Below are 25974 nucleotides of genomic sequence, written 5' to 3'. Positions count from 1 at the left end.
GTTAGCGGGGGCGAAGGGCCGCGAGCAACCCTTCGACCGGTTGTAAACGAACATCCAGTTCAGCAAGCAGGACGCTCTGCATATCCTTGCGGAATACGTCCAGCCACGCGCCGGGCGTGACCGGCGCGGCGCCGTCGGAAGCCTCGGCTGTTCCGGCGGCGGCGAGCGTCTGCTGCCCGGCCTCGCGCAAACGCTCGAAGTGCCCGGCCAGCAATCCGGGCACCGAGCCCAGCAGATTCCGCTCGCGCTCGCTCAGCGCGCGCTCCATCACCGCATCCACCACCGCGAGCCGGGCCATCGCCGGCGTCCGGGCGGCGAGCATGCCACGCAGACGGCCGCGCAGATTGGCGATGGCCGTTTCCATCGACTGCTGGAGCGCGAGGTAGCGCTGACGAAACACCGCGTAATCGACCTGCGCGTCCACGGCGACGCCCTGCGCTTGCGCGGGCCCACGCCGCCGCGCGGCAGCAAACACGCTGTCGCCGACGACGGCCTTGGTCAGCGCGCTGCGCACGCGGATGCATTCGGCCTCTTCGGCGCTGCCGAAGGCGCGCGCACCGGCGGCGACGGCGGGCGGATTGCCGTTCAGCGCCGACGACAGCGCGATCGCGTCTGTCCAGCCGAGCCATTGGCTCAGCCGGTCCGACAGCGATTGCCTGGATTCGGGGACATCGACATCCGCCAGACGCGCCAATAGGCGAATGAGCGCCGGGCCGCTGGGAGCTGTGCGCTGGGGGGCTTGCAACATACCACCGGAGTCAAAAAAGTCAGCAGTTTACACGGTGACGGGGTGAGGGCTGGTGTCGGTCGATATGTGGCGCGTTGAAGCGACGCATTTCAACGTGGTTGCGCGGACCTGATTAATGACGGCATCGATTGCGTGATCCTCACTGGCGAACTTCGGAGTTCGTCGCGTCGCCGTATCTGAAATCAGGATGCCTGAAAGACGTTCTGGCCGACGCGAAATGCTCGCCAGTCCCTGTCTCCATCGTTTATCCTCAGGGCCGGCATGCGAGCGCGGCAACCCGGACGTTCGTCGATTGGGTCGTCGATATCTTCGAACTCAGTGACTTCAAGCGAGGCAAACAGGCAGCATGAAATTCGATACCGTCGTGCTCGGCGCGGGCATTGTAGGCGTGTGCGTTGCGTTGCATCTTCAGAAACGCGGCCGCCAGGTCGCGCTGATCGACCGCAAATTGCCCGGCAACGAAACCTCGTTCGGCAACGCCGGACTGATTCAGCGCGAAGGCGTTTATCCTTACGCGTTTCCGCGCGGACTCGGCACCTTGCTTCGCTACGCGCGCAACCAGTCGCCGGACGTTCGCTACCACGCAAACGCGATGCTCAAGACCGCGCCGTTTCTCTGGCAGTACTGGCGCAATTCGCATCCGGCAAAGCATGCCGAGATCGCGAAGTCGTACTCGACGCTGATCGAACATTGCGTGAGCGAACACCGCGCGCTCGCCGCCGCTGCGGGCGCGAGCGCGCTACTGCGCCCGATCGGCTGGATGAAGGTGTTTCGCACCGGCGCGGTACAGGACGCGGAAACCCGGCTCGCCGAGCAGTGGCATCAGGAATATGGCGTCGCGTTCGAAGCGCTCGATCCGGCGCGCCTGCATCAGATGGAGCCCGATCTCGACACGCGCTTGCGAGGCGGCCTGCGCTACCCCGACTCCGATTCCGTGAGCGACCCCAATGCGCTCGTCACCGCGTACGCGAAGTATTTCGAAACGCTGGGCGGACGGTTTTTTTTCGGCGACGCGGACACGCTTCGCGAAGGCTGGCAGGTCGATACGGAAGCCGGCACGATCACGGCGGCAGCGGCGGTCGTCGCGCTGGGACCGTGGTCGGATCGCGTGAGTTCGCGGCTCGGCTATCGCGTGCCGCTTGCCGTCAAACGCGGCTACCACATGCACTATGCGCCGCAGCGGGACGCCCGGCTGAATCATCCGGTGCTGGATGTGGAGAACGGCTATCTGCTGGCGCCGATGGCGCGCGGCATCCGGCTCACCACCGGCGCGGAAATCGCGCGGCGCGATGCGGCGAAAACGCCGACACAACTCGAAGCGGTCGAGCCGATTGCACGCACGCTGTTTCCATTGGGCGAACGTCTCGACGACGAACCCTGGATGGGCGGCCGCCCCTGCACGCCGGACATGATGCCGGTCATCGGGCCTGCGAAACATCACCAGGGCTTGTGGTTCGCATTCGGCCACGCGCACCATGGACTCACGCTGGGCCCGGTAACGGGCCGGCTGATCGCCGAGATGATGACCGGTGAGGAAACCATCGTGAACCCGCAGCCGTTCCGGGTGGAGCGGTTCTAGCCGTCTGGCCGAGCCCGGCGGGCTCCGGCCCGCGCCCGCGCACAGGCACAGGCACAGGCATAGATGAATCCCGCTCATAACCCCATGCCATCCCGTCCGTATTGTTGTCCCGCACACCCCGCCCTAAGCTTGTGTCCCTGAACCTCGCGCGACGTGTCCGCCCTGCCGACGGCAGGGCCGGCGCCCGCGGAATCCGCCAAGGAGCAACAACGTGCAAAAGCGCAAACTGGGTAACAGCGGGCTGGAAGTGTCCGCGATCGGACTCGGCTGCATGGGTCTGAGCCTCGGCTACGGCCAGGCCACCGAGAAGTCCGCGGGCATCAAACTGATTCAGTCCGCCTTCGAGCAGGGCGTCACTTTCTTCGACACCGCCGAGTGCTACGGCCCGTTCGTCAACGAGGAACTGGTCGGCGAAGCGGTGGCGCCGTTTCGCGACCAGATCGTGATCGCCACCAAATTCGGCTTCCAGGACCGCGACTCGAAGCGGCCGCTCGACAGTCGTCCCGAGCGCATCCGCGTGGTCGCCGAAGCGTCGCTCAAGCGCCTCAAAACCGATCGCATCGACCTGTTCTGCCAGCATCTACCCGGCCAAGGTGGACCGTCACTACTTCTACGGCCTGATCGACCGCGATTTCCGCAAGACGACGTCGGATGTCGGCACCGTGCGTGTGGAGCACGACATCAACAGCCAACTGACGATCCGCAACACCACGCGCGATACGAAGTCGACCCAGAACTACATCTGGACCCAGCCGGACGACAGCCAGGGCAACGTCGTGAACGGCATGGTGTGGCGCCGCGCGAAGCTGCCCGCCGGCGACATGGTGCTCTACGCGGCTTCGAGTCTGCATCACGTGAGCCCGATCACGCGGGGCGTGCGGATCGCGTCGTTCTTCTGGATTCAGAGCATGGTGCGCGACGACGGTGAGCGCACCATGCTGTTTCAACTCGACAACGACGTGCAGCGTCTTGCCGCCGAGAAAGGTTCGAACGACCCCACGGTGGTCAGCCTCACCGGCATCTATCACAATCTGCTACGCCGCTGGGCCGACGCCTGAGACGCGCAAGCAAACCGCCGACGCAATAACAAAACGCCGCGAAGCAACAGCTCCGCGGCGTTCTGCTCAGACAAACATAACGATCAGGCCGTGGCCACCACTCTGCGCGGCGCCAGCACCGACACCGCAAACGTCACGACGATATTCGCCGCCAGCGCGATCAGGCCGATATACAGCGGATAAGCGGTATCGCCGAAATGCAGCGCGTACACCGGCTTGAGCCCTTGCGAGATCGCCAGCCCTGTGCCGATCACGATCCCGACCAGCCAGCCGAGGAACAGACCCGGCGTGTTCAGGCGGCGCGTGTACAGCGAGAACACGATAGCCGGGAAAATCTGCAGGATCCACACGCCGCCGAGCAGTTGCAGGTCGATCGCATACTGCGTCGGCAGGAACACGATGAACAGCAGCGCGCCGAACTTCACCACCAGCGAAACGATCTTCGCCGTCGAGGCCTCGCTCTCGGGGGTGATATTCGGCGACACCAGCGGACGCCACAGATTGCGCGTGAACAGGTTGGCCGCGCCGATCGACATGATCGCGGCAGGCACCAACGCGCTGATCGCAATCGCCGCGGCCGCGAAGCCGACGAACCACTGCGGGAACAGCGTGCCGAACAACGCCGGCACCACGTCCGACGCCGACTTGACGTTCACGTCGGCGGCAATCGCCATATAGCCGAGCAACGCGATCAGACCCAGCAGCAACGTGTACGCCGGCAGGAAGATCGCATTCTTCTTGACCGTCTTCGCCGACGCGGACGACAGCACCGCCGTCATCGTGTGCGGATACATGAACGCCGCCAGCGCCGAACCCAACGCGAGCGAGGCGAACGCGGTGAACTGCGTCGGCTTCAGAATGATGCCGGTCGCGCCGCCCTTGGCCTTGAAGTGCGCGTCGGCCGCGTCGAACACGTGCGCGTAGCCGCCGAGCTTCACCGGAATCAGCCACACCGCCGCGATCACCACGATATAGATCATGATGTCTTTCACGAACGCGATCATCGCCGGCGCGCGCAGGCCGCTCGCATAGGTGTAGAGCGCGAGAATCACGAACGCGACGATCAACGGCATTTCACCGCTCACGCCGAGCCCTTTGATCACCACCTGCATGCCGACCAGTTGCAGCGCGATATACGGCATCGTCGCGACAATGCCGGTCAGCGCGACCGCCGCCGGGAACCACTTGCCGCCGTATTCGCCCTGCACGTAGTCCGCGGCCGTGATGTGGTTTTTCGCGTGCGCGACCTTCCACAACTTCGGCATCACCGCGAACACGAACGGATAGACGATGATCGTGTACGGCAACGCGAAGAAGCCGTACGCGCCCACCGAATAAACCAGCGCGGGCACCGCGATCACGGTATAGGCGGTATAGAAGTCGCCGCCCACGAGGAACCACGAAATGATCGTACCGAACTGGCGGCCACCAAGACCCCATTCATGCAATTGCGTCAGGTCGCCTCGTTTCCAGCGCGCGGCGAAAAAACCGATCACGGTGACGAGCACGAAGAACGCGATAAAGACACTCATCGCGACCGGATTCACGGGATTCAATTCGTTCATTTGACACCTCGATACACGATATAAATCAGCAGCGAGGTCAACGGCACCCACAGGAACTGATACCAGTAGAAGAACGGAAAGCCGGCCAACGGCGGATGCGTGTCGTTATAGAACGGCAGCCACAACAGCGCGATATAAGGGATCAGCAGAATGAGCCAGAGCCATGAACGGCCGGCGGATGGGGAGGTCTCCACGAACTTCTCCTAAGTCTATTATCGACACCGCGCACCGTGGCGCGTGGCCTGGTGCGCGGAAAACCGGTTATCTGGTAGCAGGCGGAAAAACCGGGTGCAGGCGTCTCCCGCCTGCTTGTGAAAATACCGGGACGGCCCGGATCACGCGACGGTTCCATCGGGAACGCACAACGAGCCGCCAGGCGCGGTACGCCGTGGGGATGTAGTATTCGCCTTCGTGAGCGTCCTCACAAGCGCGCAACTACGTAAGCCGGCTACGTAATACTACGTAGCCTGTAGGCAGCTTTTTCAACGATGAAACTCAAAGCAAAGATTGTCCTGCTGGCGATCGTGCCCTTTCTGGCGGCCATCGCCAGCATCGAAACCGGCGTGCGCCGCGAAGCCACGGCGCTCGCCGAAACGCAGCACGCGACGACCCAGGCCGCGTACATGGCCAGCAAGGAAATCGAACTCAAGCATTACGTCGAGCTCGCCACCACCGCGATCGCGCCGCTCTACAACGCCGGCCAGGACAACGCGCGCGACGACGCGCTGCTGCGCACCCGCGCGCTCGACGTGCTGGAGAAAATGGATTTCGGCAAGGACGGCTACTTCTTCGTCTACGACATGCACGGCCGTTCGTTGATGCATCCGCGCGAGCCCGACCTCGTGGGACGCGATCTGTGGTCGCTGCGCGACAGCCAGGGTACGCCGACGATCCAGCAACTGCTCGCCGCGGCTTCGCGCGGCGGCGGCTACGTGCGCTATTTGTGGCATCGCCCGTCGACCGGCAAGGTCGCGTCGAAACTGGGCTACGTGGTGCCGCTCGAACGCTGGGGCTGGATGATCGGCACCGGCATCTATCTCGACGACGTCGACTCGACGCTCGCGCATATCGACGCAGGCGCGGCGGCCAACATCGATCGCACAATGAAGTGGATCGACGCGATCGCGGTGGCCGGACTCGCGGTGATCGCGCTGTGCGCGGTCGTGCTCAACGTCACCGAATACCGCAGCGCCGACGCGAAACTGAAACGGCTCGCGCAGCAGGTGGTCGAGTCGCAGGAAAACGAACGCGCGCGCCTGTCGCGTGAACTGCACGACGGCATCAGCCAGATGATGGTCTCGGTGAAGCTGCTGCTCGAATCCGCACTCGCGCGCTTCGAGCGCGGCGACGCGCGCGTGCCCGCCGCCGAAGCCGCGCTCTCCACCAGTCTCGCGCGGCTCGGCGATACCTTGCGCGAAGTGCGGCGCATTTCTCACGCGCTGCGTCCGTCGATGCTCGACGATCTCGGCGTCGCCGCCGCGCTGGAGCAACTCACGCGCGAACTCAGCGAGGAGTCCGGCATCGCGATCGGCTTCACGCAAATCGCGCACACGCATGCGGCGACGCTGCCGGACGCGGTCAACACCGTGCTGTTTCGCATCGCCCAGGAAGCGCTGACCAACATCGTGCGCCATGCGCAAGCGTCGAGCGCGGCGCTGGCGCTCGAAATCTCGCACGACGCGGTCACGCTGACGATCGCGGACAATGGCCGCGGCTTCGACGTGACGCACGCTTTCGTCGGCCGGCGCTCGGGCATCGGTCTGCGCAATATGCGCGAGCGGCTCGAAGCGCTCGGCGGCACGCTGTCGCTCGCCTCGCAAGCCGGCCATACCGTCGTCACCGCACGCGTGCCGCCTGGAACACCCGAGGCGGCGTTGCCGCCCTTGCAGGAACTCTGATCATGAACGACATCTCCCCCGCCATCGCACGCCTGCTTCTCGTCGACGATCACCCGCTCGTGCGCGACGGTTTGCGCGCGCACCTCGAAGCGGTGCGCCATTTCGAAGTCGTCGGCGAAGCGGGCGATGCGCAGCAAGCGCTCGCGCTCGCCGCGAGCGAAACGCCTCATCTGGTGCTGATGGACGTCGGCATGAACGGGATGAACGGCATTGCGCTGGCAGGCCTGTTTCACGAACGCTTTCCCGCGATTCGCGTGCTCATGCTGTCGATGCACGACAACCTCGAATACGTGACCCAGGCGGTGCGCGCGGGGGCCAGCGGCTACGTGCTCAAGGACTCGCCCGCCACCGAAATCATTCAGGCGATCGGCGCGGTGCTCGACGGCAAGACGTTTTTCAGCGCGGGCCTGGGCGCGCGGCTGATTCAGGCGTCGGCGATGCAGTCACCGGTTGAACGCCTGACGCCGCGCGAGCGCGATATTCTCGATGCGTTGGCGGAAGGCTTGTCGAGCAAGCAGATCGCTCAGCGCAATGATCTGTCCGTGCGTACGGTGGAGACGCATCGGCTGAATCTGAAGCGCAAGCTCGACATTGAAGGCCAGGCGGAGTTGATCAAGTTCGCGGTCGAGAATCGGCGCGCGAAGCGCTGAGGCGCTAAGGCAGTGAGCGGCGCGCGGCCGTCTCCAGGCAGCACGCTCGCGCCGCGCATCGAGGTCTACACGCCAGCCAGCGCCGGCAACTCCACGTCATACGACATGCGTTCGGACCAGCGGCTCGTCTGCGGTTGATGCGTCACTTGGCCCGGATGCGGCGCGCGATCGACGCGCATCTGTAAACGCGCTGGATAGCGGGCGTTTTTCTTCTCGAGAATGGCTCGGCTCAGAAACTCGGCGCTATAGGCTTTCAGCAAGTGCGCATGATGCGCTTCGATGTACGCGGCAATCTGCTCCTGTTCGCCGTCAATCATGGCCAGCGACGTCAGCGTGCGCTCATCCCAACGAAAGCGCAGGCCGAGTTCGTCGAAAGCGGCGTTATAGGCACAAAGTTGCGCCTGCACTTCCGCATCGTGCGCGCTGTCGCGAGCATGGGATTGAGAGGGGTTCATGGTCGTCTCCTTCCGGCAAATGACATGGACCAAGAATAGAAGCGCGCATAAATAAACAATAGTTAAAGTTTTTTCGAAAAACGATAGTATTTTGTTTATACATTAGACGGCCGTTGCGACGGCGCCGATGGAAGACATCCATTCTAGCGGTGCACTTAGCTCCCCTTCCATTGCATCACAGGAAATCCGCCAGCATCCAGCGCCGCGAGAACACCGTCGCGCGTGCTCTTCGTTCTGATCAATTTTCACAGCAACTACCCGCCGGGCGAAACCAGGTTCATAGGCCTGCGCGCGAAAAAAACACAAGTCAGCCAACGTCTGGAAGACCCGCCGTTGACGGAAAGTCGCGCGTTCCGCATCAAGCCGAGATCAAAAGGGTAGACCCTTATATTACGGATGCCTAATGCAAACCATAAAATGTTTTAATTTTCGTTTATCGCCGATCTCGCGCAGCATCCCCTCACACCCGCTGCATGTGCAATAGCTTTCACTCAACTGTTGTGCGCTCAGCGAGCAAGGGTTGTCGTTAGTGCAGTTCCCTCTGGCCGACCATTGGCGCTTCATTGCCCGCAGACAAGCCGGCGACGAAGCGATTCGATCACGTAAGTCCAACGTGCCGCTTGAGCGCGACGGAAGGAGACGCAGACATGGGACGTTCCAACGTATCGGAAGGCGGCCGCGCATCACGCGCACCATTCTGGCAGCACCGGTGGGTGCAACTGGCGATCGGCATCGTGTGCATGGGGCTTGTCGCGAACCTGCAGTATGCGTGGACACTGTTCGTCGTGCCGATGGACAACGCCCACCATTGGGGCCAGGCGGCGATCCAGACCGCTTTCACGATTTTCATCGTCACTGAAACCTGGCTCGTGCCGGTCGAGGGCTGGCTCGTCGACAAGTTCGGGCCGCGCCCGGTGGTGATCGGCGGTGCGCTGTGCGCAGCGCTCGGCTGGGTCATCAATGCGCATGCGACCAGTCTCTCCCACCTGTACGTCGCCGCAGTCATCGCCGGTATCGGTGCGGGCTGTGTATATGGCACCTGCGTCGGCATGGCGCTCAAATGGTTTCCGGACAAACGCGGTCTCGCAGCCGGGTTGACCGCAGCGGGTTTCGGCGCCGGCGCAGCCGTCACGGTGATCCCGATTGCCAACATGATCCAGCGTTCGGGCTACGAGCACGCGTTCATGTTCTTCGGCATTTTCCAGGGCGTCTGCATCCTGCTGCTCGCCACCATGCTGGTGCGGCCGAAGCCGCCCGCCACCGCGATCCCGGCTAAACGTATCGTTGCCAGCAAGATCGATTACACGTCCGGCCAGATGATCCGCTCACCGCTGTTCTGGGTGCTGTATTTCATGTTCGTGTTCGTTGCGGCCGGCGGCATCATTGCGACCGCGCAGCTTGGGCCGATCGCGAAGGAATACGGCTTTGCCAGGCTGCCTGTGAGTTTGATCGGCATCACGCTGCCACTCCTCACGATGACGCTGTCGATCGACAATCTGTGCAATGGACTCACCCGTCCCCTATGCGGCTTTTTGTCGGACCGTATTGGCCGCGAAAACACGATGTTCATGATCTTCCTCGGCGAAGGCGTCGCGCTGCTGGGGCTGATGCAGTTCGGCCACAACCCGTATGCGTTCATGTTCTTCGCGGCCGCCGTATTCCTCTGCTGGGGCGAGATCTTCTCGATCTTCCCCGCGACTTGCGCGGACACGTTCGGCAGCAAATACGCCGCTGCGAATGCGGGGACGCTTTACACCGCGAAGGGTACGGCCGCGATGCTGGTGCCGGTCGCCTCGCTTCTGTCGGCGAGCGGCGGCTGGAGCACCGTGTTCATCTCGGCGGCAGTGATATCGATCGCGGCCGCCATATGCGCGAAGTTCATCCTTGCCCCCATGAGAAAGCGCTGGATCGAAGACTCGGGCGCGCGAGCCGGCGTAGCCGTTGCCGAACCACGGCTGCAGCCATGGTCCAGCGGTTCATCCGAGTAAACGACAGTGTGAGCACGCCCCTCACGACCCACCACACAACGCCCCGCCACCAAGGAGAGATGTCATGGCAGAAGCCGACCAGTCCACAACCAACGACACGTTGAAACAACAGGCGACCGAAACGACCGACGGATTCCACCTCGTCATCGACGCGCTGAAACTGAATGACATCAATACCATTTTTGGACTGGTCGGCATCCCCATCACCGACCTGGCGCGGCTGGCACAAGCGGAAGGGATGCGCTTCATCGGCTTTCGTCATGAACAGCACGCAGGCAATGCGGCCGCTATTTCCGGCTATATCACGCAGAAGCCGGGCATCTGCCTGACCGTGTCGGCACCGGGCTTTCTGAACGGCCTGACGGCGCTCGCCAATGCGACCACCAATTGTTTCCCGATGATTCTCATCAGCGGCTCGAGCGAACGCGAGATCGTCGATCTGCAGCAGGGCGATTACGAAGAAATGGATCAGTTGAACGCGGCCAAGCCTTACGCAAAGGCCGCGTATCGCGTGCTGCATGCGGAGGACATCGGCATCGGCGTGGCGCGTGCGATTCGCGCGGCGGTGTCGGGCCGCCCGGGTGGTGTGTATCTGGACCTGCCGGCCAAGCTGCTCTCGCAAACGCTCGACGCCGTGAAGGCGCAGCAGTCGCTGGTGAAAGTCGTCGACGCCGCGCCGCGTCAGTTGCCGGCGCCGGAATCGGTCAAGCGTGCGATCGAGGTGCTGAAGAGCGCCAAACGTCCGCTGATCCTGCTCGGCAAGGGCGCGGCGTACGCGCAGGCCGACGCGGAGATCCGCGGCTTCGTCGAGCAAAGCGGCATTCCGTATCTGCCGATGTCGATGGCCAAGGGCCTGTTGCCCGATACGCATGAGCAATCAGCGTCGGCGGCGCGCTCGTTCGTGCTGCAGGAAGCCGACGTGGTCGTGTTGATCGGCGCGCGTCTGAACTGGCTGCTCTCGCACGGCAAAGGCAAAACGTGGGGCGCGGAGCCGAAGAGGTTCATCCAGGTCGATATCTCGCCGACGGAAATCGACAGCAACGTCGCGATTGCCGCGCCGCTGATCGGCGATATCGGTTCATGCGTGGCGGCACTTCGCGCGGGCATCGACGCCAGCTTCGGCAAACCGAACGCCGAGTGGATCGGCGCGATCAACGAGCGCAAGAACAAGAATCTCGCCAAGATGGCCGCGACGCTCGACAAGAACCCGTCACCGATGAACTTCCACAGCGCGTTGCGCGCGATTCGCGACGTGCTGAAGACGCGCCCGGACATCAACGTCGTCAACGAAGGCGCGAATACGCTCGACTACGCGCGCAGCATTATCGACATGTACGAGCCGCGCAAACGCTTCGATTCGGGCACGTGGGGGATCATGGGTATCGGCATGGGCTTCGCGATCGGCGCGGCGGTCACGACCGACAAGCCGGTTGTCGCGATCGAAGGTGACAGCGCGTTCGGCTTCAGCGGAATGGAACTCGAAACGATCTGCCGCTACGACTTGCCGGTTTGCACGATCGTATTCAACAACAACGGCGTGTATCGCGGCACCGACGTGAATCCGACGGGCGGCAAGGACGTCGCGCCGACCGTGTTCGTGAAGGGTGCGCGTTACGACCGGATGATCGAGGCGTTCGGCGGCGTCGGTTATCACGCCACCACACCCGAAGAACTGACGAAGGCGCTGCTCGCAGCGATCGCATCGGGCAAGCCGAGCTTGATCAATGCCGTCATCGACGAAGCGGCCGGCACCGAGAGCGGCCGCCTGACCAATCTGAATCCGCAAAGCGCGGCAATGAAAAAGTAATCTTAGTAACTACGGAGCTATCAACATGACCAAGCCTCTCGAAGGTATCAGGATCATCGACTTCACCCACGTTCAAGCCGGTCCCGCATGCACGCAGTTGCTCGCCTGGTTCGGCGCCGATGTGATCAAGGTTGAAAGACCGGGTTCGGGCGATGTCACGCGTAACCAGCTGCGCGACATTCCCGACGCCGACGCGCTGTACTTCACCATGCTCAACAGCAATAAAAAGTCGCTGACGCTGGACACGAAAAAGCCCGAAGGCAAGGAAGTGCTCGAAAAGCTGATTCGCGAGTCCGACGTTCTGGTCGAGAATTTTGGTCCGGGCGCGTTGGACCGGATGGGCTTTTCGTGGGAACGCCTGAACGAACTCAATCCGAAGATGATCGTCGCTTCGGTGAAGGGCTTCAGCGACGGCCATCACTACGACGACCTGAAGGTCTATGAAAACGTCGCGCAATGCGCGGGCGGCGCGGCGTCCACCACCGGCTTCTGGGACGGTCCGCCGACCATCAGCGCCGCGGCGCTCGGCGACAGCAACACCGGCATGCATCTGGCGATCGGCATTCTGACCGCGCTGCTGGGACGCGACAAAACCGGCAAGGGCCAGAAGGTCGCCGTATCGATGCAGGACAGCGTGCTGAATCTGTGCCGGGTGAAATTGCGTGACCAGCAACGGCTGGAACGTGTCGGCTATCTCGAGGAATATCCACAGTATCCGCACGGCGAATTCAGCGACGTGGTGCCACGCGGCGGCAATGCGGGTGGCGGCGGTCAGCCGGGATGGGTGCTCAAGTGCAAGGGCTGGGAAACGGACCCGAACGCGTATATCTACTTCACGATCCAGGGCCACGCGTGGGAACCGATCTGCAAGGCACTCGGCAAAACCGAGTGGATCGATGATCCCGCCTACAAGACCGCTGAAGCGCGTCAACCGCATATCTTCGAGATCTTCAAGACGATCGAAGGATGGCTGGCCGACAAGACCAAATTTGAAGCGGTCGACATCTTGCGCAAGTTCGACATTCCGTGCGCGCCGGTGCTGACGATGAAGGAACTGGCCAACGATCCGTCGTTACGCGCGAGCGGCACGATTGTCGAAGTGCCGCACAAGAAACGCGGCTCGTATCTGACCGTCGGCAGCCCGATCAAGTTCTCGGACATGAAGCCGGAAGTCACCGCGTCGCCGCTGCTCGGAGAACATACGGAAGAAGTGCTGATGGGCCTTGGCTACAGCCAGCAGGATATTTTCAATCTACGCGAAGTCAAAGCAGTTTGACGGTGTCACGCAGGCCCAGCTTCAGGCTCTGACGTGCCAATGCGGCGCCCCTCGCGGCGCCGCATCCGTTGCAAATCTGCGTTTTCACTTTGGAGGAACGCCGTGCAAACTGCCATCGACTTCCAGCAACTCGCCAATGCAATCGGCGACGCCATCATCATCTCCGACGCCGGCGGCAGTATCACTTTCTGGAACCCCGCGGCCGAACGCATGTTCGGCTTTACGCAAAGCGAGGCGCTCGGAAAGTCGCTGGACCTGATCATTCCGGAGCGCTTGCGCGGCCGCCATTGGGACGGTTATCACAAGACCATGGCAACGGGCGAAACCCGTTACGGCAATGATGTGCTGCGTGTCCCCGCCGTGGATAAGGACGGACGGTCAATGTCGATCGCCTTCACAGTCGCGCTGCTGCATTCACCGAAAAACGAACTCACCGGCATCGTCGCAGTGATCCGCGACGAGACCACCCGTTTCCAGGAGGATCGCTTGCTACGCAAACGTCTTGCGGAACTGGAAGCATCCGCAAGCGCGTGAGCGCGCCGTTTGAAGGAGCAGTTCCCGTTGCGCATCTGCCGCGATGGCAGCCGGGATGACTGTCGCCGCACTTTGTCCGTCAAGCAGTTCCCCGCTCCAGGTGTAAGAATAGGGTTGCTGTCCCATTCTTCACATTTGCACGCCCAACACCTGGAGCGGGTTAAGGATGAAACGCCCGATCGAACTGCGCCTCGCCAGTCTGCTGCTCTGCATGTCTGTCACTCAGGTTCATGCCGAACAGCCGCGCATCAACCGCGGCCACGACCCGTTCTTTCAGATCTCCAAAGCAATCAGCGAATGCCCAACACCGCTGGGTCCATTCGAAACGGAGAAGGAATGGCTCGACGACAGCCATTACCGGATCGAACGCGGCAATAGCTGCTGGATCGAAGGCCGCTGCCGTCTGTCGAACGCCTATCTGTACGACGCGGAGATCGCCGACGCCGTGCAGCGGCGTCTCGCCAACCTCAACTTCGCGACGCACTGGCGCGAACAGTCGACCCTGTGGCTCACGCTGCAACGCCGCTTCATCTATGTGGAAGGCTGCATCGCGCCCGGCTTCGACAAGCACACCTTCCTCACCGAACTCGCGAAGACGGCGGACGTCGAACGCGTGATCGACAACACGACGACCGACCCGCACGCCTCGCAACTTCCCTACAGAACGCTTGCGAACCCGGACAAGCCAGTGCTCAATCCCGGCAACTAGCGTGCGACCGGCCACGAAAAAAAGCCACGTAGCGACCACGCCATCACCGACGCTGCGCGGCTTCACGCACGTGACCGACAACACCGCCACGTTCCTCGCAGGCGCGGCTTGCATCGGCGTCGCGCGAAACGTCATCGTGCACGCGGGTCGTCTGCGTGGCCGGGGCGTATCACGATTTGAAAGCGTAGAGAAGCGCCGTCGCCGCTTTCGGAAAGATAGCCCGCCCCGCAGCCTCAGGATTAGTTGTCAATAGACGATAGAGGAATCATTTTTCAAAACGCTTCTCTTGAAAGCATTTCTTTGAAATCCAATCCATGTATAGAGCATCGAGATGCCATTTTCGTGGCTTCACAGCTCCTTTTATCAGAGCTGCGTATCCAGTAGCCGTACACACTTTTCAATCAGCTTCTCGGTCAGCGGACGGTGTATCCATGCGTCGAGCGTGACGCGTTGCGACTTCATGATGTCGTCCGCAAAGGTGGCGGTTTGCTGCCTCGCGAAGGCGCGATCATAGATGTTCAGGTTCGCTTCATCGTTTAATTTGAACGAGCGGTTATCGAAGTTGGTCGAACCGACCGAGACCAGGTACTCGTCCACGACCAGCAATTTGCAATGAAACATGGTCGGCTGGTACTCGAACATTTCGACACCGGCTTGGAGCAGCTCGCCCCAACAGGCACGCGACGCTTCGCGCACGGTGTGCGTGTCGATGCGTTTGCCCGGCGTGATGACCTGCACTTTCACGCCGCGTTTCGCGGCCTCGACGATCGCGTTGACGGTCAGCTTGTCGGGTACGAAGTAGGCGCTCGCGAGATGAATGCTGTGCGTGGCCGAGGTGATCGCCATCAGGTACATCAACTGCATATCGTCGCTGCCGCCCGACGGCGAACTGCTGAACATATGCGCGAGACCCTCTCCTTGCGGCTCGACGTGCGGGAAATAGTCGGGGCCGTGCAATACGTTGCCGGTCGCCTTGACCCAGTTGTCCATGAACACGGCCTGCACATGACCGTCGCTCGAATACAGCCGTTCAATCTTGTGTTCGATCTTCTTCTCGCCGCTCGACAGATTGGCGATCACCAATATGATGACGAGCGTGACGAATGCGGTAGCTGCAATGGTCGGCATGCGTGGCCTCGATGCAAAGCGGCAGGACACCCCATGCGCGCCCTGCGTTTGACGGAGCGTGCCGGACCTGAGGGCCGGCCTTGACCACGAACGCAGCACGCATTGCGCGTGCCCGTTGCGGGAGCGCGCTTTGCTAGCTTGCTTTGCTACCGCTTCCTTTACCTGACCAGTGAGAACGCTTCCCGGCTGGCAATCTCGCCCGCGCCGTATACGCCGACCACGGTATAGTCGGACGCCACGCATTCGAACGTCGAGTCCTGAAACGTAATGACAAAATGGCGCAGTGCCGGTCCCATTGATGCAACTGCCGCAATCTCCGCGGCCAGCGACGAATTCACGACTTCATGCGCCGAATAGCCGAGCAGACCCTGCATGGCGAGTGGATGAATCTCGAGATCGACATCGCCCGGCGGACCGACCCGATGAAACACGGCATCGGGAAATAGCACCGTGCAGAAGGGATCGTCGTCGGGATCGAATGGTCCGAACCGCTCAAAGTCGGCTTCCGCAATCGGGTAAGCCAGAATCACCCGGCGGTCGCTGGCGACGATGAAGGGTTCGGCGGCATCGGCTGCCGGATGAGGAACGGAGTCCAGCAGGAGGACCTGGTCTTCCTGCCGGGGTGAATCGATCGTGCTAGTCATCTACTTCACGACTCCGTTGCGCTCATGCGCTGGCTTGCACTGCCGAAGTTTGCGGCGCTGCCGCAGCGCTGGTTGCGACGGTTTTAGCGGCGGCTTTGCGAGCCGGCGCTTTTCTTGCCGCTTTGGTCGCGACCGTCTTCGTCGCGGCGGGCTTCTTCGCTGCGACTTTTCTGGTCACTGCCGTAGCCTTTTTCGCGGCCGTCTTTTTGGACGCTGCGGCTTTTTTCGCCACGACTTTCCTGGCTGCGGCTTGCTTGCTCACCGCGCCGCTGGTCGCTGCCAATTTGGCTTTGCCGGCTTTCGTAGCAGCCTTGGTAGCGGTTTTAGCGGCTTGATGGCCAGCACCGCTCGCCGCTGCCGCTGCGCTATCGATCAGGAATTTGGTGCGGTCTTTGACCGTCGCGAGCCATGCGGGCGCCGGACCACGGCCACTCCAGGTCGCGCCGGTTTTCGGATTGAGGTACTTCGGCGGCTGCGCGCCTTTCGGCTGACCTTTACTGCCTTTTGCATGAGAGAGCGCGGCCTTTGCCACGGACTTCACTTCGCTTGCGCCTTCGATCAGGAATTGAGTGCGATCCTTCACGCCGGCAATCCAGCCCGGCGCGCGGCCATGACCCGTCCAGGTCGCGCCGGTTTTACGGTCGCGGTATTTCGCCGCTTTAGCTGCGCCGATGGCTTTTGCCTTGCCGTTCCCGGGATGGCCATTCAAGCCTCGCGCGGTACGTTTCGCCTTTGCTTTGGCTTCGATATCCTCAGTAGTGAGGCCGTGCTTGAGCATCAGGTCGCGAATCTGATTGACCGCGACTTGCGCTTTCCTGGCAATAATGAGGTCGGCTTGCGCCTGGAGTTTCTTAAGCTTCGCCTGGATTTGCTCTAACGTTGGCATTTGATCCCTCCCTGTGTGGTAATCGTCGAACTATGCCATGAATAACAGAAGAAAGGCAGATCTGTGTGGCCTTTAAGACATCGACGCAACCCATTCACGTTCCGTTCGAGTACGAACCTTTCAGGCCCGCTACTCAATTACCCAAGTTCTCTTCCTTTTCCTTTCCTGCGGACTCTTCTCTTGCCTCTCCAATTCCGGCACCGCGGCTCAGGTTGGCGTAAAAACGACGGCCTGGCGATCGGCAATGTAACGCACACTACGTACAAAACGGTACTGTTGACCGTCGGCCGTTATCCGGTTGAGTCCCAGGCTCGTCAGCATCAGCATCTCGTCCGCCTGAAAGGCATCGACTACACCGGAATCCTTCAGATCATCCAGGGCGCCGGACGGGTCGCCGACATAAACACTGCGCACCTGCGTACCGATCCGCATCAGGACCACGCTTTCCCCCTCGTCGAGCGCCAACTCCAGATAGCCGGCAAGCGTGCGTAGCGACTCCGGCGTGCAAGTCTGGGACTGATAGATTGCAGCATTCGATGGCGTCATGTGTGTTTCCCCGTCACCTGCATCAACGAAAAGGCGGCGGCTGTGCTTTGCAGCAATAGCCGCTTCTACTATAGGCAAGCATCTGAATATTCAAAGGACAGTAGTTCATTTTTTATTCGAAAATGAGTTTTCCAGGTTGCCGGCTTTAAAAAAAAACACTATTGGCAATGGCAAAGACCATGTGCGACGGCGGCGAAATGCGTACGCGGGGACACCGGTAACTCCGCGTTACGGATCTCGCAGCACTGTTTCACCTGTGTCAGGACCGGCCGTCTACACTTCGAACCGTGCCCAGCGGCAAACCGGCAGCACGCGGAATCACTGGGAATCAACCGGAAGCAGCGCGCTTCGACGTGCAAGGAGAAGGGAAAATGAACAAGAAGATCATTGGCGCGGCATTGGGTCTGGCAGTTCTGGCGGCCTCGTCGGCGGCATCGGCGCACGTGGATGTGGCCGTCGGCGTCGGCATTCCGGTCGGTGTCTATGCACCGCCACCTCCGCCCGTCTACGTCGCTCGGCCTGTTGGCTACGGTCCAGCTCCGGTCGCAGTGGCCTATCGCGGCGACGGCGACTGGCGTGCGAGAGAATGGCGGGAGCGTCGCGAATGGCGAGAACACGAATGGCGCCGCGAACAGTGGCGCGAACATGAATGGCGTGAACATAACCGCTGGGGTGGCTATTGAAAAGAAGACGAATAGCACCACGTTCGGCAATCCCAACAGCACGGTACTTTCAGATGAAAGCTGGTTATATTAGAGCCGCCCTTGCAGCGGTGGCACTCACTTCGGCGATGGTCGGCACGGCAAACGCGGCCGGCTGCATGAAGGGAGCGGTCGTGGGCGGAGTGGCGGGACACTATGCCGGGCACCACGCGGTCGTCGGCGCGGTCGGCGGCTGTCTGGTCGGACGGCACATGGCAAAAAAGCACGCTGAGGAGCAGGCCGCTCAGCGTCAGCAGGCAAAGATGCGATAGTCTGGCAAGTAGGAAGAGCCGCCGCCAAAGTCACGCAGCAATGGTCAAGGCCTTGTTTGCGGCGGCGCTTCCCCGCCGACTCCTTCACGCGATCCGCAGTCCGTGGGCGGGCAGAATCTCCTGCGTGGTCACGAAACGATGTTGCTTGACCGCGTCGTGAAAGAGCCGGTAGTCGCTTTTCTCAAAGGCACTCGTCCACTCCGGTCTGTCCCCGGTGTCGTCGTCGCCCTCCAAACCGGTGGCTTGGTACTTCCACGAGCCGCGCCCCTTGGCGATATAAGCTGGAATTGGCTCTTTCAAACCCGGAATGCGGCCGGCTTTCACCCATTCGCAGATATTTCGCAAGCGCTGGTCATCGTCCATATCACGATTCGTATCGAGCAGTTCGGTGAGCGTGTCTTTCACATCCGCCGGCAAACCGGGTTGGGCTTCAAAATCTTCCCGCCCCGCCATATAGGCGCGCACTACCCGGCAAGCCATCTCGGCTGCCTGCACGAACTCAGGCAAGTTATGTCTCGAGACGAAGTTGTTTCTACCGTCGATGTAATGCCAACGCGCCCACGGCTGATCGGGATAATGGAGCGCGGCGCCGTGACCGACGGGCAACGCAATCGTCAGCACGTCTTCCTCGATGTGCTCCAGCAGATGCTCGGTGGCGAGCTTGAAACTGGCAAGCCAGCCTTTACGCGTGCAATCCTGAGCCTCCAGCAGATGCACCCGGTTCCACTGGCTTTCGATCCCCGCGAATCCCTGATGTGCCCAGGTATCGACGTACGTGTGAAGCGTCACGCCCAGTCGATGCAAACCCGTCTCCGAGTCGCGCTGCCGGATCGCACACCGCACCACTTCGCGCGCGATCTCGCTGTCCGGCCGGCAGATGGCTTTTTCTTCCAGGGTTTCGCCTTCGCCGGCTGGCAAAAAATGAAATGGCGTCCACACCAGGCGATTCTGGTCGCTCTCCGTGTTCGCGTAGTCGAATAGCTTGTGCGCGGTGGCAAACCGCTCGAAGGTCTCGCCGCCTTTGAAACGCAGTATTCCCCGGGTCGTCGCATCGTCGACGTATTGGCAAGCGTGCGCGACGGTCAGCGCATCGCCGGGCGTCATTCCGCCGGCACGGGCGGCAATATAGACCACACCATAGTGAAAATCGATATTCATGGCAGGCACTCCTGACGCACGACGAATGACGGCGGGGGGGTCTTCTCGATCGCGCGGCGAAGCGGATGCCGGGTCGGCGCTTGAGTAGATGGTAGACGACCGGACGCAGCCCGATTTTAAAAAAGATATCCCATTTCTGCTTTAGGGTCCCGGCGATCAGGAGTGATTCGCCATGCCGAACGGCACGGCCGGCCACATCACCACCAGTCAAACTTTCGGGCTACTGATAGAAGCGGACGCAAATCTGGAACGGCACATTCCGCGTACGCGGAGAAAAACCTCTCCTCATATCTTCGTCCACTCTATGCGCGTCAGGACAGGTGAGTAATCGTCATGCGGCTATTCCATTGCGAATTCAAATACTCGACCGCGAGCCGCCGGTGGCAGTGATGTGGTAAATGTTCACTGCAAAGCAGGCAAGCCGAGTGGAATAGATCGACATCCAGATTGCTTTCCACTCGGCGCTTTGCAATCAGTTCGATGTATTCGGCCGTGAAATCGTCCCACGCCAGCTGTTTGGCCTGGTAGCGCCTGAACAGGTCCGGCTCGGGAGCCAGTTCCGGCATTTCCACGTACGCTGCATCGCACAACTTGTCGAGAAAGTAAGGCAGATCCTGTTTCTTCGCAAAGCCCGCGAGTTGCGAGGTGTTGTTCAGGCGGATGTCGAGAACAGTGCGCACCTTGGTGCTTTTCAGCAAATCGAAAAACGTCTGTGCATCCTTGCCGGTGAAACCGATGGTCGCAACCTGCATTGCCTTGTTTTCACGTTTCATGATGAATACCCAACGGTGGGCGATCAGCGCCCGGAAAAACAAAAAGCCCCGCAACGGTATCCGGAGCGGGGCTCAATTCTCAACGCAGTTCGCGCGGCCTTACTTGACGATGCCGACCAGTTCGACTTCAAACGTCAGGTCGGTGTTCGGCGGAATCGGGCCGACGCCACGCTCGCCGTAAGCGGTTGCCGCCGGGCAGGTCAGTTTGGCCTTGCCGCCCACTTTCATCTTCTGCACGCCTTGCGTCCAGCACGGAATCACGCGATTGAGCGGGAAGGTTGCCGGGCCGCCGTGCTTCGCGGAACTGTCGAACTCGGTGCCGTTCGGAAGCGTGCCGCGATAGTTGACCTTCACGACATCGTCGGCTGCGGGTTGGGCGCCGGTGCCTTGCGTCACGTGTTCGACGATGACGCCGGAAGGCAGTTTTTCGGTAGTCGGCGCGGCGGCCATTGCCGTCGAAGAAAGAACAGTTGCAGCAACCAAAGCAACGATTGATTTCAAAGCAAGTCTCCAGTGGGGTAATGCGCGCCATTGTAGCGGATCGCATGTTGAATACCGTCGCCCGACAGTATCGTTTATGCGATGTCGGCGGCGTACGCGGCCAACGTGAATTCGGCTCCACGGAAAACATCATAGGCGTCCGATGATGCGAGCTATCGCGAAATTGCGCGGCGGATCACGCCGTTCATGTTCATCGGCTGCGGGGTCGGTTGTCGGCATGCTGAAGACCGAGACCGACTGGCATGCGCTGTTAGACGTTATTCAATCGAGGCTCTGCACCGTGTACATCGTGTAGTTATTAGCTGCCGTCACTTCACCACGCGCGTTGAAATCCGCGAGCACCGTTTCACGTTCACGGACGTCGGCCAGCACCGCCGGATCGAGTAGCGCGGTAATCACTTCGTCGCGATCGCGGCCGGCCTGTGCGACTACGTCGCCATACGGACTCCAGATCGCGCTCGCACCGCACGTCGCCCAGCCGCCGGTCGTGCCGACGTGATTCGACACCGTTGCCGCCGTTTCCGGAGCCACCGTTGCCCGAGCCGCCGCCATGGCCTCCGTTGCCGGCGCCGCCATTACCCGAACCGCTGCCGCCGTTGCCGCCGTTTCCGGGACCGCCGTTGCCTCCGTTGCCAGCGCCACCGTTGCCCGAACTGCTGCCGCCGTTACCTCCGTTTCCGAAGCCACCATTGCCCGAGCCGCCGCCGCTGCCTCCATTTCCGGCGCCGCCGCCATGGCCACCGTTTCCAGAGCTACCATTTCCTGCGCCGCTACCGCCGTTGCCTCCGTTTCCAGGGCCGCCGTTACCCGGGCCGCTACCGCCGTTGCCTCCGTCGCCGTGACCGCTGCTGCCATGCCCACCATCACCGTGGCCACCTTCACCGTGACCACTGGCGCCATGACCGCCGTCGCCGTGGCCACCATCACCATGACCGTTGTCACCGTGGCCGCTGGCGCCATGACCGCCGTCACCATGACCACCATCGCCATAGCCACCATGACCACCATCGCCATGGCCACCGTCACCATGACCACCATCGCCATGACCGCCATCGCCATGACCGCCGGTGTCACCGCCGCTACCGTTCCCCCCATCGCCACCCGTCCCCGTCCCGCCGCCACCCGACCCACCGTCACCTGTCCCACCGCTTCCCGTCCCACCACTTCCCGTCCCACCGCTGCCCGTCCCACCACCCGAGCCCGTCCCGCCCTTCCCGCCGCCGTCATTACCGCCGCCCGTGCTCCCCGCACCGAGCCCCCCAGAACTGGAGTTGGTCACTCCGCTTCCACCACTCGCACCGCTTCCGCCGCTACTTCCCGATCCTGCCGACGCAACACCATTGCCATCGCTGCCTTGCGAACCGACGGACGATGTCGTCCCCGAGCCTACCGCCGCGGCAGCAACCCCTCGCCCGCCTGGCGCCAGCAAGGCACCGTCCTGCAGCGTGCAACCAGGCGCGCCGGACGACGGACAATCAACCGGCAATGCCTGCGCCAACACCAGCACCGCGGAACTTGCCGTCGGCGCGGCGGACGCCGCCGGCTTCGTTTGAGCACCCGCCATCGCCGCATACAGACTCACCGCAACCGCCAATACCGCCCGTCGCGTCCCCAACGTCCGCGCGTCCCCGTTTTTGTTTTTCATTTCATTATCCTAACCATTTACCACTAGTGACTGGCCCAGATAACGAGCGAATCTCTGTTCACTGTTAAAAACGAAAATTCAAAGCCCAGTCGGCGTTACTTCACGCGACACAAAAGCGCATCGCGCGTGGCATATCTCCCGCGAAGAATCCCGGTCCGATTTGCCGTGATCCGGGAGAAACAACTGGCTGCGCACGAGCATCGTCGTTAGAACGGCACCGCAAGGCCTGATGGACGTTGAAGTTATTCGGAGCCTCATGCCGCGACAGTGCGCTATCCCACGCACAGCGATATTGCGGATCTATTTCCAGTTAATTGCATGGCCCAACCGTCAAGAATCGTCAATTGCAGAACTCAAAAAATGCCGGGAGTATTTATCTTTACTTACGCAGTCCGAATCATTATTTAGACCAATATGCCGACCACTTCATCGGATGAATCGAATAACCGGCCGCAAAGTCCAACGCGATTTTCGCGAAGCAACCTGGGTTATGACTTTCCCGATCGTTCTTATTCAGTGTTCAATCGCACACAAACTCATGACTGCCGAAACTGAGCAAGTGCAATCCCACAGACGGAGTTGGAGAGAACAGCAGCCCGGCCTTGCACTCGAGCCCAACTCAACGCGCCAGCCCATCACCGCACAAGCGCGAAAACGGGCTTCATCCGAAGCGCTTCATCGACTCCTCGTGCGTTACCCCACACAGCGAGCGAAACCCCGAATCAGGCGACAATAGAAACATCGCAACTTCATCGACAACAGGAAAAAACAGATGCTTCTATCCGAACAATGGGTGCTGGTAACCGGCGGCGCCCGCGGACTCGGCGCGGCGATCACGCGGGCGTTGGTGCGCGAAGGCGCGGGCGTGATCGTGAATTACCGCAAGAGCCAAAGCTTGGCGCGCGCGCTGAGAGACGAGCTCGGCGACCGTGTGCTGCCGCTCCAGGCGGACGTCACCGACGCCGCCGCGGTCGCGCGTTTGTTCGAAGCGGCGCAGGCGCAAACCGGACAGCCCATCGTGTCGGTCGTGAACAACGCGCTGGCCGACTTCCAGTTCGACGGCGACGCGCGCCCGTCGATCGACTCCATCGGCTGGGCGCGTTTTCAGCAGCAACTGGACGGCTCGCTCAAGGGCGCGCTCAATACGATCCAGGCAGCCGCGACCGGCATGCGCTCGCGAAAGTTCGGCCGCATCGTCAACGTCGGCACCAATCTGTTCCAGAACCCCGTGGTCCCGTATCACGACTACACGGCGGCCAAAGCGGCGTTGCTGTCACTGACGCGCACCGCTGCGCACGATCTCGGCCCCGACGGCATCACGGTCAACATGGTGTCGGGCGGCCTGCTGCGCACCACGGACGCGAGCGCGGCCACGCCTGAATTCGTCTTCGAACTGATCGCCAGTTCCACGCCGGTGCGGCGCGTCACGACGCCCGAGGAATTCGCCGACGCCGTGTTGTTCTTCCTGTCGCCATGGGCGCGCGCGGTGACGGGGCAGAATCTGATCGTCGACGGTGGCCTCGTGAAGGGCTGAGCGGCCACCACAGCGCCCCCGCACGCAAGCGGGCAAAACGAAAAGTGTCGCGGCGCAGCCACCTGCGCGGCGCAAACCAACAGTTGATCGCGCGAACTTTTCCCGAAGCATTTCCACCATCCACGGCGCCGGCACGAGTCAGCGCCGCCGCTGCGGCCCGCGGACGCTTGCCGCGCGAGCATTTGCGCGAAATCAGCGGCAAGCTCGGGTATACCTTTGTTTGACTTAATGAGGCTGCCCCGTTTACTGGACGCAAACAAATCTCTCAATACACTTTCTATTTACTTTGGTCATCTGAATAGTGTGCTGGGAGCGCCCTCCACTCTCCGATGAGGCCAGCCATGGTTAATGTGTCCAGCAGCGCCACCGACGAATTGAAATCCGCAATCCGGGGCGAGCTCCTGCTGCCCGGCGACGCGAGCTTCGACAAAGCCCGCAGTATCTGGAACGCGATGATCGACCGGCATCCGGCGCTGATCCTGCGTTGCGCCGGCGCCGCCGACGTGCGCTACGGCGTCACGTTCGCGCGCGACAACAACCTGCCGCTGGCGATTCGCGGCGGCGGTCACAACATCGGCGGCAGCGCGCTGTGCGACGACGGTCTGGTGCTCGATCTGTCGTCGATGAAATCGGTGCGTATCGACCCGGCGGCGCGGCGCGCGTATGTCGAACCGGGCGCGACGCTCCACGACTTCGATCACGAAGCGCAGGCATTCGGGCTGGCCACGCCGCTCGGCATCAACTCGACCACCGGCGTCGCGGGCCTGACACTCGGCGCCGGCTTCGGTTGGCTCAGCCGCAAATACGGCATGACGATCGACAACCTGATTTCAGCAGACATCGTCACCGCCGCTGGCGAGTTACTGCACGTCAGCGCCGATTCGCACGAAGATCTGTTCTGGGCGATTCGCGGCGGCGGCGGCAATTTCGGCGTCGTCACGCTGTTCGAGTTTCAACTGCATTCGATCGGACCGCTCGTGTACGGCGGCCTCGTCGTCCTGCCGATCGAGCAGGCGAAAGACGCGCTCGTCAAGTATCGCGCCGCGTTCGCCGGCACGCCGGAGGATCTCAGCGTCTGGGCGATTCTGCGGCTGGCGCCGCCGCTGCCGTTCCTGCCGCCCGAGGTGCACGGCAAGCCGGTGATCGTTTTCGCCATGTGCTATAACGGCCCGGTCGAAAACGGGCCGTCCGTCGTGGAACCCGTGCGCGGCTATGGGACGCCGCTCGGCGAACATCTCGGCCCGATGCCGTACGTGATGTGGCAGCAGGCGTTCGACCCGCTGCTCACGCCGGGCGCGCGCAACTACTGGAAGTCGCACAATCTCGGCAGCATAGAAGACGGCCTGATCGACGCGCTGCTCGATTCGATCGGCAAGCTGCCGTCCCCGCAGTGCGAAATCTTCTTCGGACAGATCGGCGCGCAAACGCAGCGCGTACCGGTCGCGGCCACCGCCTACCCGAGCCGCGACACCCTGTACGCGATGAACGTGCATGGCCGCTGGGACGATGCGAGCGACGATGAGCGCTGCATCGCCTGGTCACGTGCGTTCTTCGACGCGGCAGCGCCGTTCGCGCTCGGCAGTGTGTACGTCAACTTCATGACGCAGGAAGAAGGCGGCCGCGTCGCCGATGCGTATGGGCCAAACTACGAACGGCTCGTCGCTGTAAAAAGCCGCTACGATCCGCACAACCTTTTCCGTCACAACCAGAACATTCGTCCGGCGGCTTAGAGGTGAGCGGCGGGGAGATCAGCGCAAGACCTCGCTGATTCCCCGCCAATACGGGGCAAACCACGCCGTCCATGCGCAGGCGCGCGGGGTTCAGGTACGCTATCTGCTGGTCAGCAATCACCGTACGGGCATGCTGTCATCATCGCATCCGTGCCAGGATGCGAACGGCAAGCAGACCGCCACACGCCA

23 protein-coding genes and 4 pseudogenes are annotated in these 25974 nt (G+C 61.8%); 15 read left to right on the top strand and 12 right to left on the bottom strand.

Annotated features, from left to right (window positions below):
* Window position 1: 1 nt before the first annotated feature.
* A complete protein-coding gene (locus HV744_RS03270; protein ID WP_175148105.1) occupies window positions 2–748 on the bottom strand; it encodes a DUF3348 domain-containing protein in 747 nt (248 codons plus the stop codon).
* A 346-nt stretch (window positions 749–1094) separates the two neighbouring features.
* Between HV744_RS03270 and HV744_RS03265 the strand changes: the two genes are divergently transcribed.
* The 4 genes and pseudogenes from HV744_RS03265 to HV744_RS03250 all read left to right on the top strand — a co-directional run.
* A complete protein-coding gene (locus HV744_RS03265; RefSeq protein ID WP_175148104.1) occupies window positions 1095–2327 on the top strand; it encodes an NAD(P)/FAD-dependent oxidoreductase in 1233 nt (410 codons plus the stop codon).
* Between the two features lie 211 nt (window positions 2328–2538).
* A pseudogene (locus HV744_RS03260) lies at window positions 2539–2907 on the top strand (aldo/keto reductase); the annotation flags it as partial.
* Window positions 2903–3127: pseudogene (locus tag HV744_RS03255) on the top strand (TonB-dependent siderophore receptor); the annotation flags it as partial. The pseudogenes HV744_RS03260 and HV744_RS03255, both read left to right, overlap by 5 nt.
* Window positions 3125–3385, top strand: a pseudogene (locus HV744_RS03250) (PKHD-type hydroxylase); the annotation flags it as partial. The pseudogenes HV744_RS03255 and HV744_RS03250, both read left to right, overlap by 3 nt.
* An 83-nt stretch (window positions 3386–3468) precedes the next feature.
* On the opposite strand, the gene mctP reads toward HV744_RS03250, so the two are convergent.
* A complete protein-coding gene (mctP, locus tag HV744_RS03245) occupies window positions 3469–4950 on the bottom strand; it encodes a monocarboxylate uptake permease MctP (RefSeq protein WP_175148102.1) in 1482 nt (493 codons plus the stop codon).
* Window positions 4947–5144, bottom strand: a complete 198-nt coding sequence (locus HV744_RS03240) for a DUF3311 domain-containing protein (protein WP_175148101.1) — start codon at window positions 5142–5144, stop codon at window positions 4947–4949. The genes mctP and HV744_RS03240 overlap by 4 nt, the downstream gene beginning before the upstream one ends.
* Before the next feature lie 294 nt (window positions 5145–5438).
* Between HV744_RS03240 and HV744_RS03235 the strand changes: the two genes are divergently transcribed.
* On the top strand, window positions 5439–6848 hold the full coding sequence (locus HV744_RS03235; protein ID WP_175148100.1) for a cache domain-containing protein: 1410 nt from the start codon (window positions 5439–5441) through the stop codon (window positions 6846–6848).
* Between the two features lie 2 nt (window positions 6849–6850).
* On the top strand, window positions 6851–7498 hold the full coding sequence (locus HV744_RS03230) for a response regulator (RefSeq protein ID WP_175148099.1): 648 nt from the start codon (window positions 6851–6853) through the stop codon (window positions 7496–7498).
* A 65-nt stretch (window positions 7499–7563) separates the two neighbouring features.
* Here the strand turns inward: HV744_RS03230 and HV744_RS03225 are convergent, their stop codons facing one another.
* Window positions 7564–7953 (bottom strand): hypothetical protein, encoded by a 390-nt coding sequence (locus tag HV744_RS03225; RefSeq protein ID WP_175148098.1) that lies wholly within the window; start codon window positions 7951–7953, stop codon window positions 7564–7566.
* A 647-nt stretch (window positions 7954–8600) separates the two neighbouring features.
* On the opposite strand from HV744_RS03225, the gene oxlT reads away from it, so the two are divergent.
* The 5 genes from oxlT (at window position 8601) to HV744_RS03200 (ending at window position 14267) form a co-directional block, all read left to right on the top strand.
* On the top strand, window positions 8601–9941 hold the full coding sequence (oxlT, locus tag HV744_RS03220; protein WP_175148097.1) for an oxalate/formate MFS antiporter: 1341 nt from the start codon (window positions 8601–8603) through the stop codon (window positions 9939–9941).
* 64 nt (window positions 9942–10005) lie between these two features.
* Window positions 10006–11748 (top strand): oxalyl-CoA decarboxylase, encoded by a 1743-nt coding sequence (gene oxc, locus HV744_RS03215; protein ID WP_175148096.1) that lies wholly within the window; start codon window positions 10006–10008, stop codon window positions 11746–11748.
* A 25-nt stretch (window positions 11749–11773) separates the two neighbouring features.
* Window positions 11774–13024 carry a formyl-CoA transferase gene (gene frc / locus HV744_RS03210; protein ID WP_175148095.1) on the top strand — a complete coding sequence of 417 codons (1251 nt, stop codon included), beginning with the start codon at window positions 11774–11776 and terminating at the stop codon, window positions 13022–13024.
* A gap of 102 nt (window positions 13025–13126) precedes the next feature.
* Window positions 13127–13558 (top strand): PAS domain S-box protein, encoded by a 432-nt coding sequence (locus HV744_RS03205; protein WP_175148094.1) that lies wholly within the window; start codon window positions 13127–13129, stop codon window positions 13556–13558.
* A 166-nt stretch (window positions 13559–13724) separates the two neighbouring features.
* Window positions 13725–14267 carry a hypothetical protein gene (locus HV744_RS03200; RefSeq protein ID WP_175148093.1) on the top strand — a complete coding sequence of 181 codons (543 nt, stop codon included), beginning with the start codon at window positions 13725–13727 and terminating at the stop codon, window positions 14265–14267.
* Between the two features lie 363 nt (window positions 14268–14630).
* Here the strand turns inward: HV744_RS03200 and HV744_RS03195 are convergent.
* The 4 genes and pseudogenes from HV744_RS03195 to HV744_RS03180 all read right to left on the bottom strand — a co-directional run.
* Window positions 14631–15278: pseudogene (locus tag HV744_RS03195) on the bottom strand (phospholipase D-like domain-containing protein); the annotation flags it as partial.
* A 275-nt stretch (window positions 15279–15553) separates the two neighbouring features.
* Window positions 15554–16039, bottom strand: coding sequence for a hypothetical protein (locus HV744_RS03190; protein ID WP_175148091.1), 486 nt, complete (start codon window positions 16037–16039; stop codon window positions 15554–15556).
* A 22-nt stretch (window positions 16040–16061) separates the two neighbouring features.
* Window positions 16062–16925, bottom strand: a complete 864-nt coding sequence (locus tag HV744_RS03185) for an H-NS family nucleoid-associated regulatory protein (RefSeq protein ID WP_175148090.1) — start codon at window positions 16923–16925, stop codon at window positions 16062–16064.
* Window positions 16926–17132: 207 nt separating this feature from the next.
* Complete coding sequence (locus HV744_RS03180; protein WP_175148089.1) at window positions 17133–17471, bottom strand: hypothetical protein; 339 nt, start codon at window positions 17469–17471, stop codon at window positions 17133–17135.
* Between the two features lie 371 nt (window positions 17472–17842).
* Between HV744_RS03180 and HV744_RS03175 the strand changes: the two genes are divergently transcribed.
* Together HV744_RS03175 and HV744_RS03170 are read left to right on the top strand one after the other, a co-directional pair.
* Window positions 17843–18154 (top strand): hypothetical protein, encoded by a 312-nt coding sequence (locus HV744_RS03175; protein WP_175148088.1) that lies wholly within the window; start codon window positions 17843–17845, stop codon window positions 18152–18154.
* A gap of 53 nt (window positions 18155–18207) precedes the next feature.
* Window positions 18208–18444: a hypothetical protein gene (locus HV744_RS03170; protein WP_175148087.1), complete on the top strand. Its 237-nt coding sequence runs from the start codon at window positions 18208–18210 to the stop codon at window positions 18442–18444.
* Between the two features lie 84 nt (window positions 18445–18528).
* On the opposite strand, the gene HV744_RS03165 is transcribed toward HV744_RS03170, so the two are convergent.
* From HV744_RS03165 to HV744_RS37105, 4 genes are all read right to left on the bottom strand, one after another.
* Complete coding sequence (locus HV744_RS03165; protein WP_175148086.1) at window positions 18529–19602, bottom strand: DUF6765 family protein; 1074 nt, start codon at window positions 19600–19602, stop codon at window positions 18529–18531.
* A 311-nt stretch (window positions 19603–19913) separates the two neighbouring features.
* Window positions 19914–20375, bottom strand: coding sequence for a DUF488 domain-containing protein (locus tag HV744_RS03160; RefSeq protein ID WP_175148085.1), 462 nt, complete (start codon window positions 20373–20375; stop codon window positions 19914–19916).
* Between the two features lie 99 nt (window positions 20376–20474).
* Window positions 20475–20825: an FKBP-type peptidyl-prolyl cis-trans isomerase gene (locus HV744_RS03155; protein ID WP_175148210.1), complete on the bottom strand. Its 351-nt coding sequence runs from the start codon at window positions 20823–20825 to the stop codon at window positions 20475–20477.
* A 312-nt stretch (window positions 20826–21137) separates the two neighbouring features.
* On the bottom strand, window positions 21138–21935 hold the full coding sequence (locus HV744_RS37105) for a nitrilase-related carbon-nitrogen hydrolase (RefSeq protein ID WP_246278926.1): 798 nt from the start codon (window positions 21933–21935) through the stop codon (window positions 21138–21140).
* Window positions 21936–23293: 1358 nt separating this feature from the next.
* On the opposite strand from HV744_RS37105, the gene HV744_RS03145 reads away from it, so the two are divergent.
* Both HV744_RS03145 and HV744_RS03140 read left to right on the top strand, forming a co-directional pair.
* A complete protein-coding gene (locus HV744_RS03145; RefSeq protein WP_175148084.1) occupies window positions 23294–24055 on the top strand; it encodes a 3-oxoacyl-ACP reductase in 762 nt (253 codons plus the stop codon).
* 341 nt (window positions 24056–24396) lie between these two features.
* A complete protein-coding gene (locus HV744_RS03140) occupies window positions 24397–25785 on the top strand; it encodes an FAD-binding oxidoreductase (RefSeq protein WP_175148083.1) in 1389 nt (462 codons plus the stop codon).
* The last annotated feature ends 189 nt before the right edge of the window (window positions 25786–25974 follow it).

The organism is Paraburkholderia ultramafica (genome assembly GCF_902859915.1).
Lineage (GTDB): Bacteria > Pseudomonadota > Gammaproteobacteria > Burkholderiales > Burkholderiaceae > Paraburkholderia > Paraburkholderia ultramafica.
The sequence above is the reverse complement of the archived record's forward strand: the minus strand, read 5'-3'. Positions and strand labels throughout refer to the sequence as shown.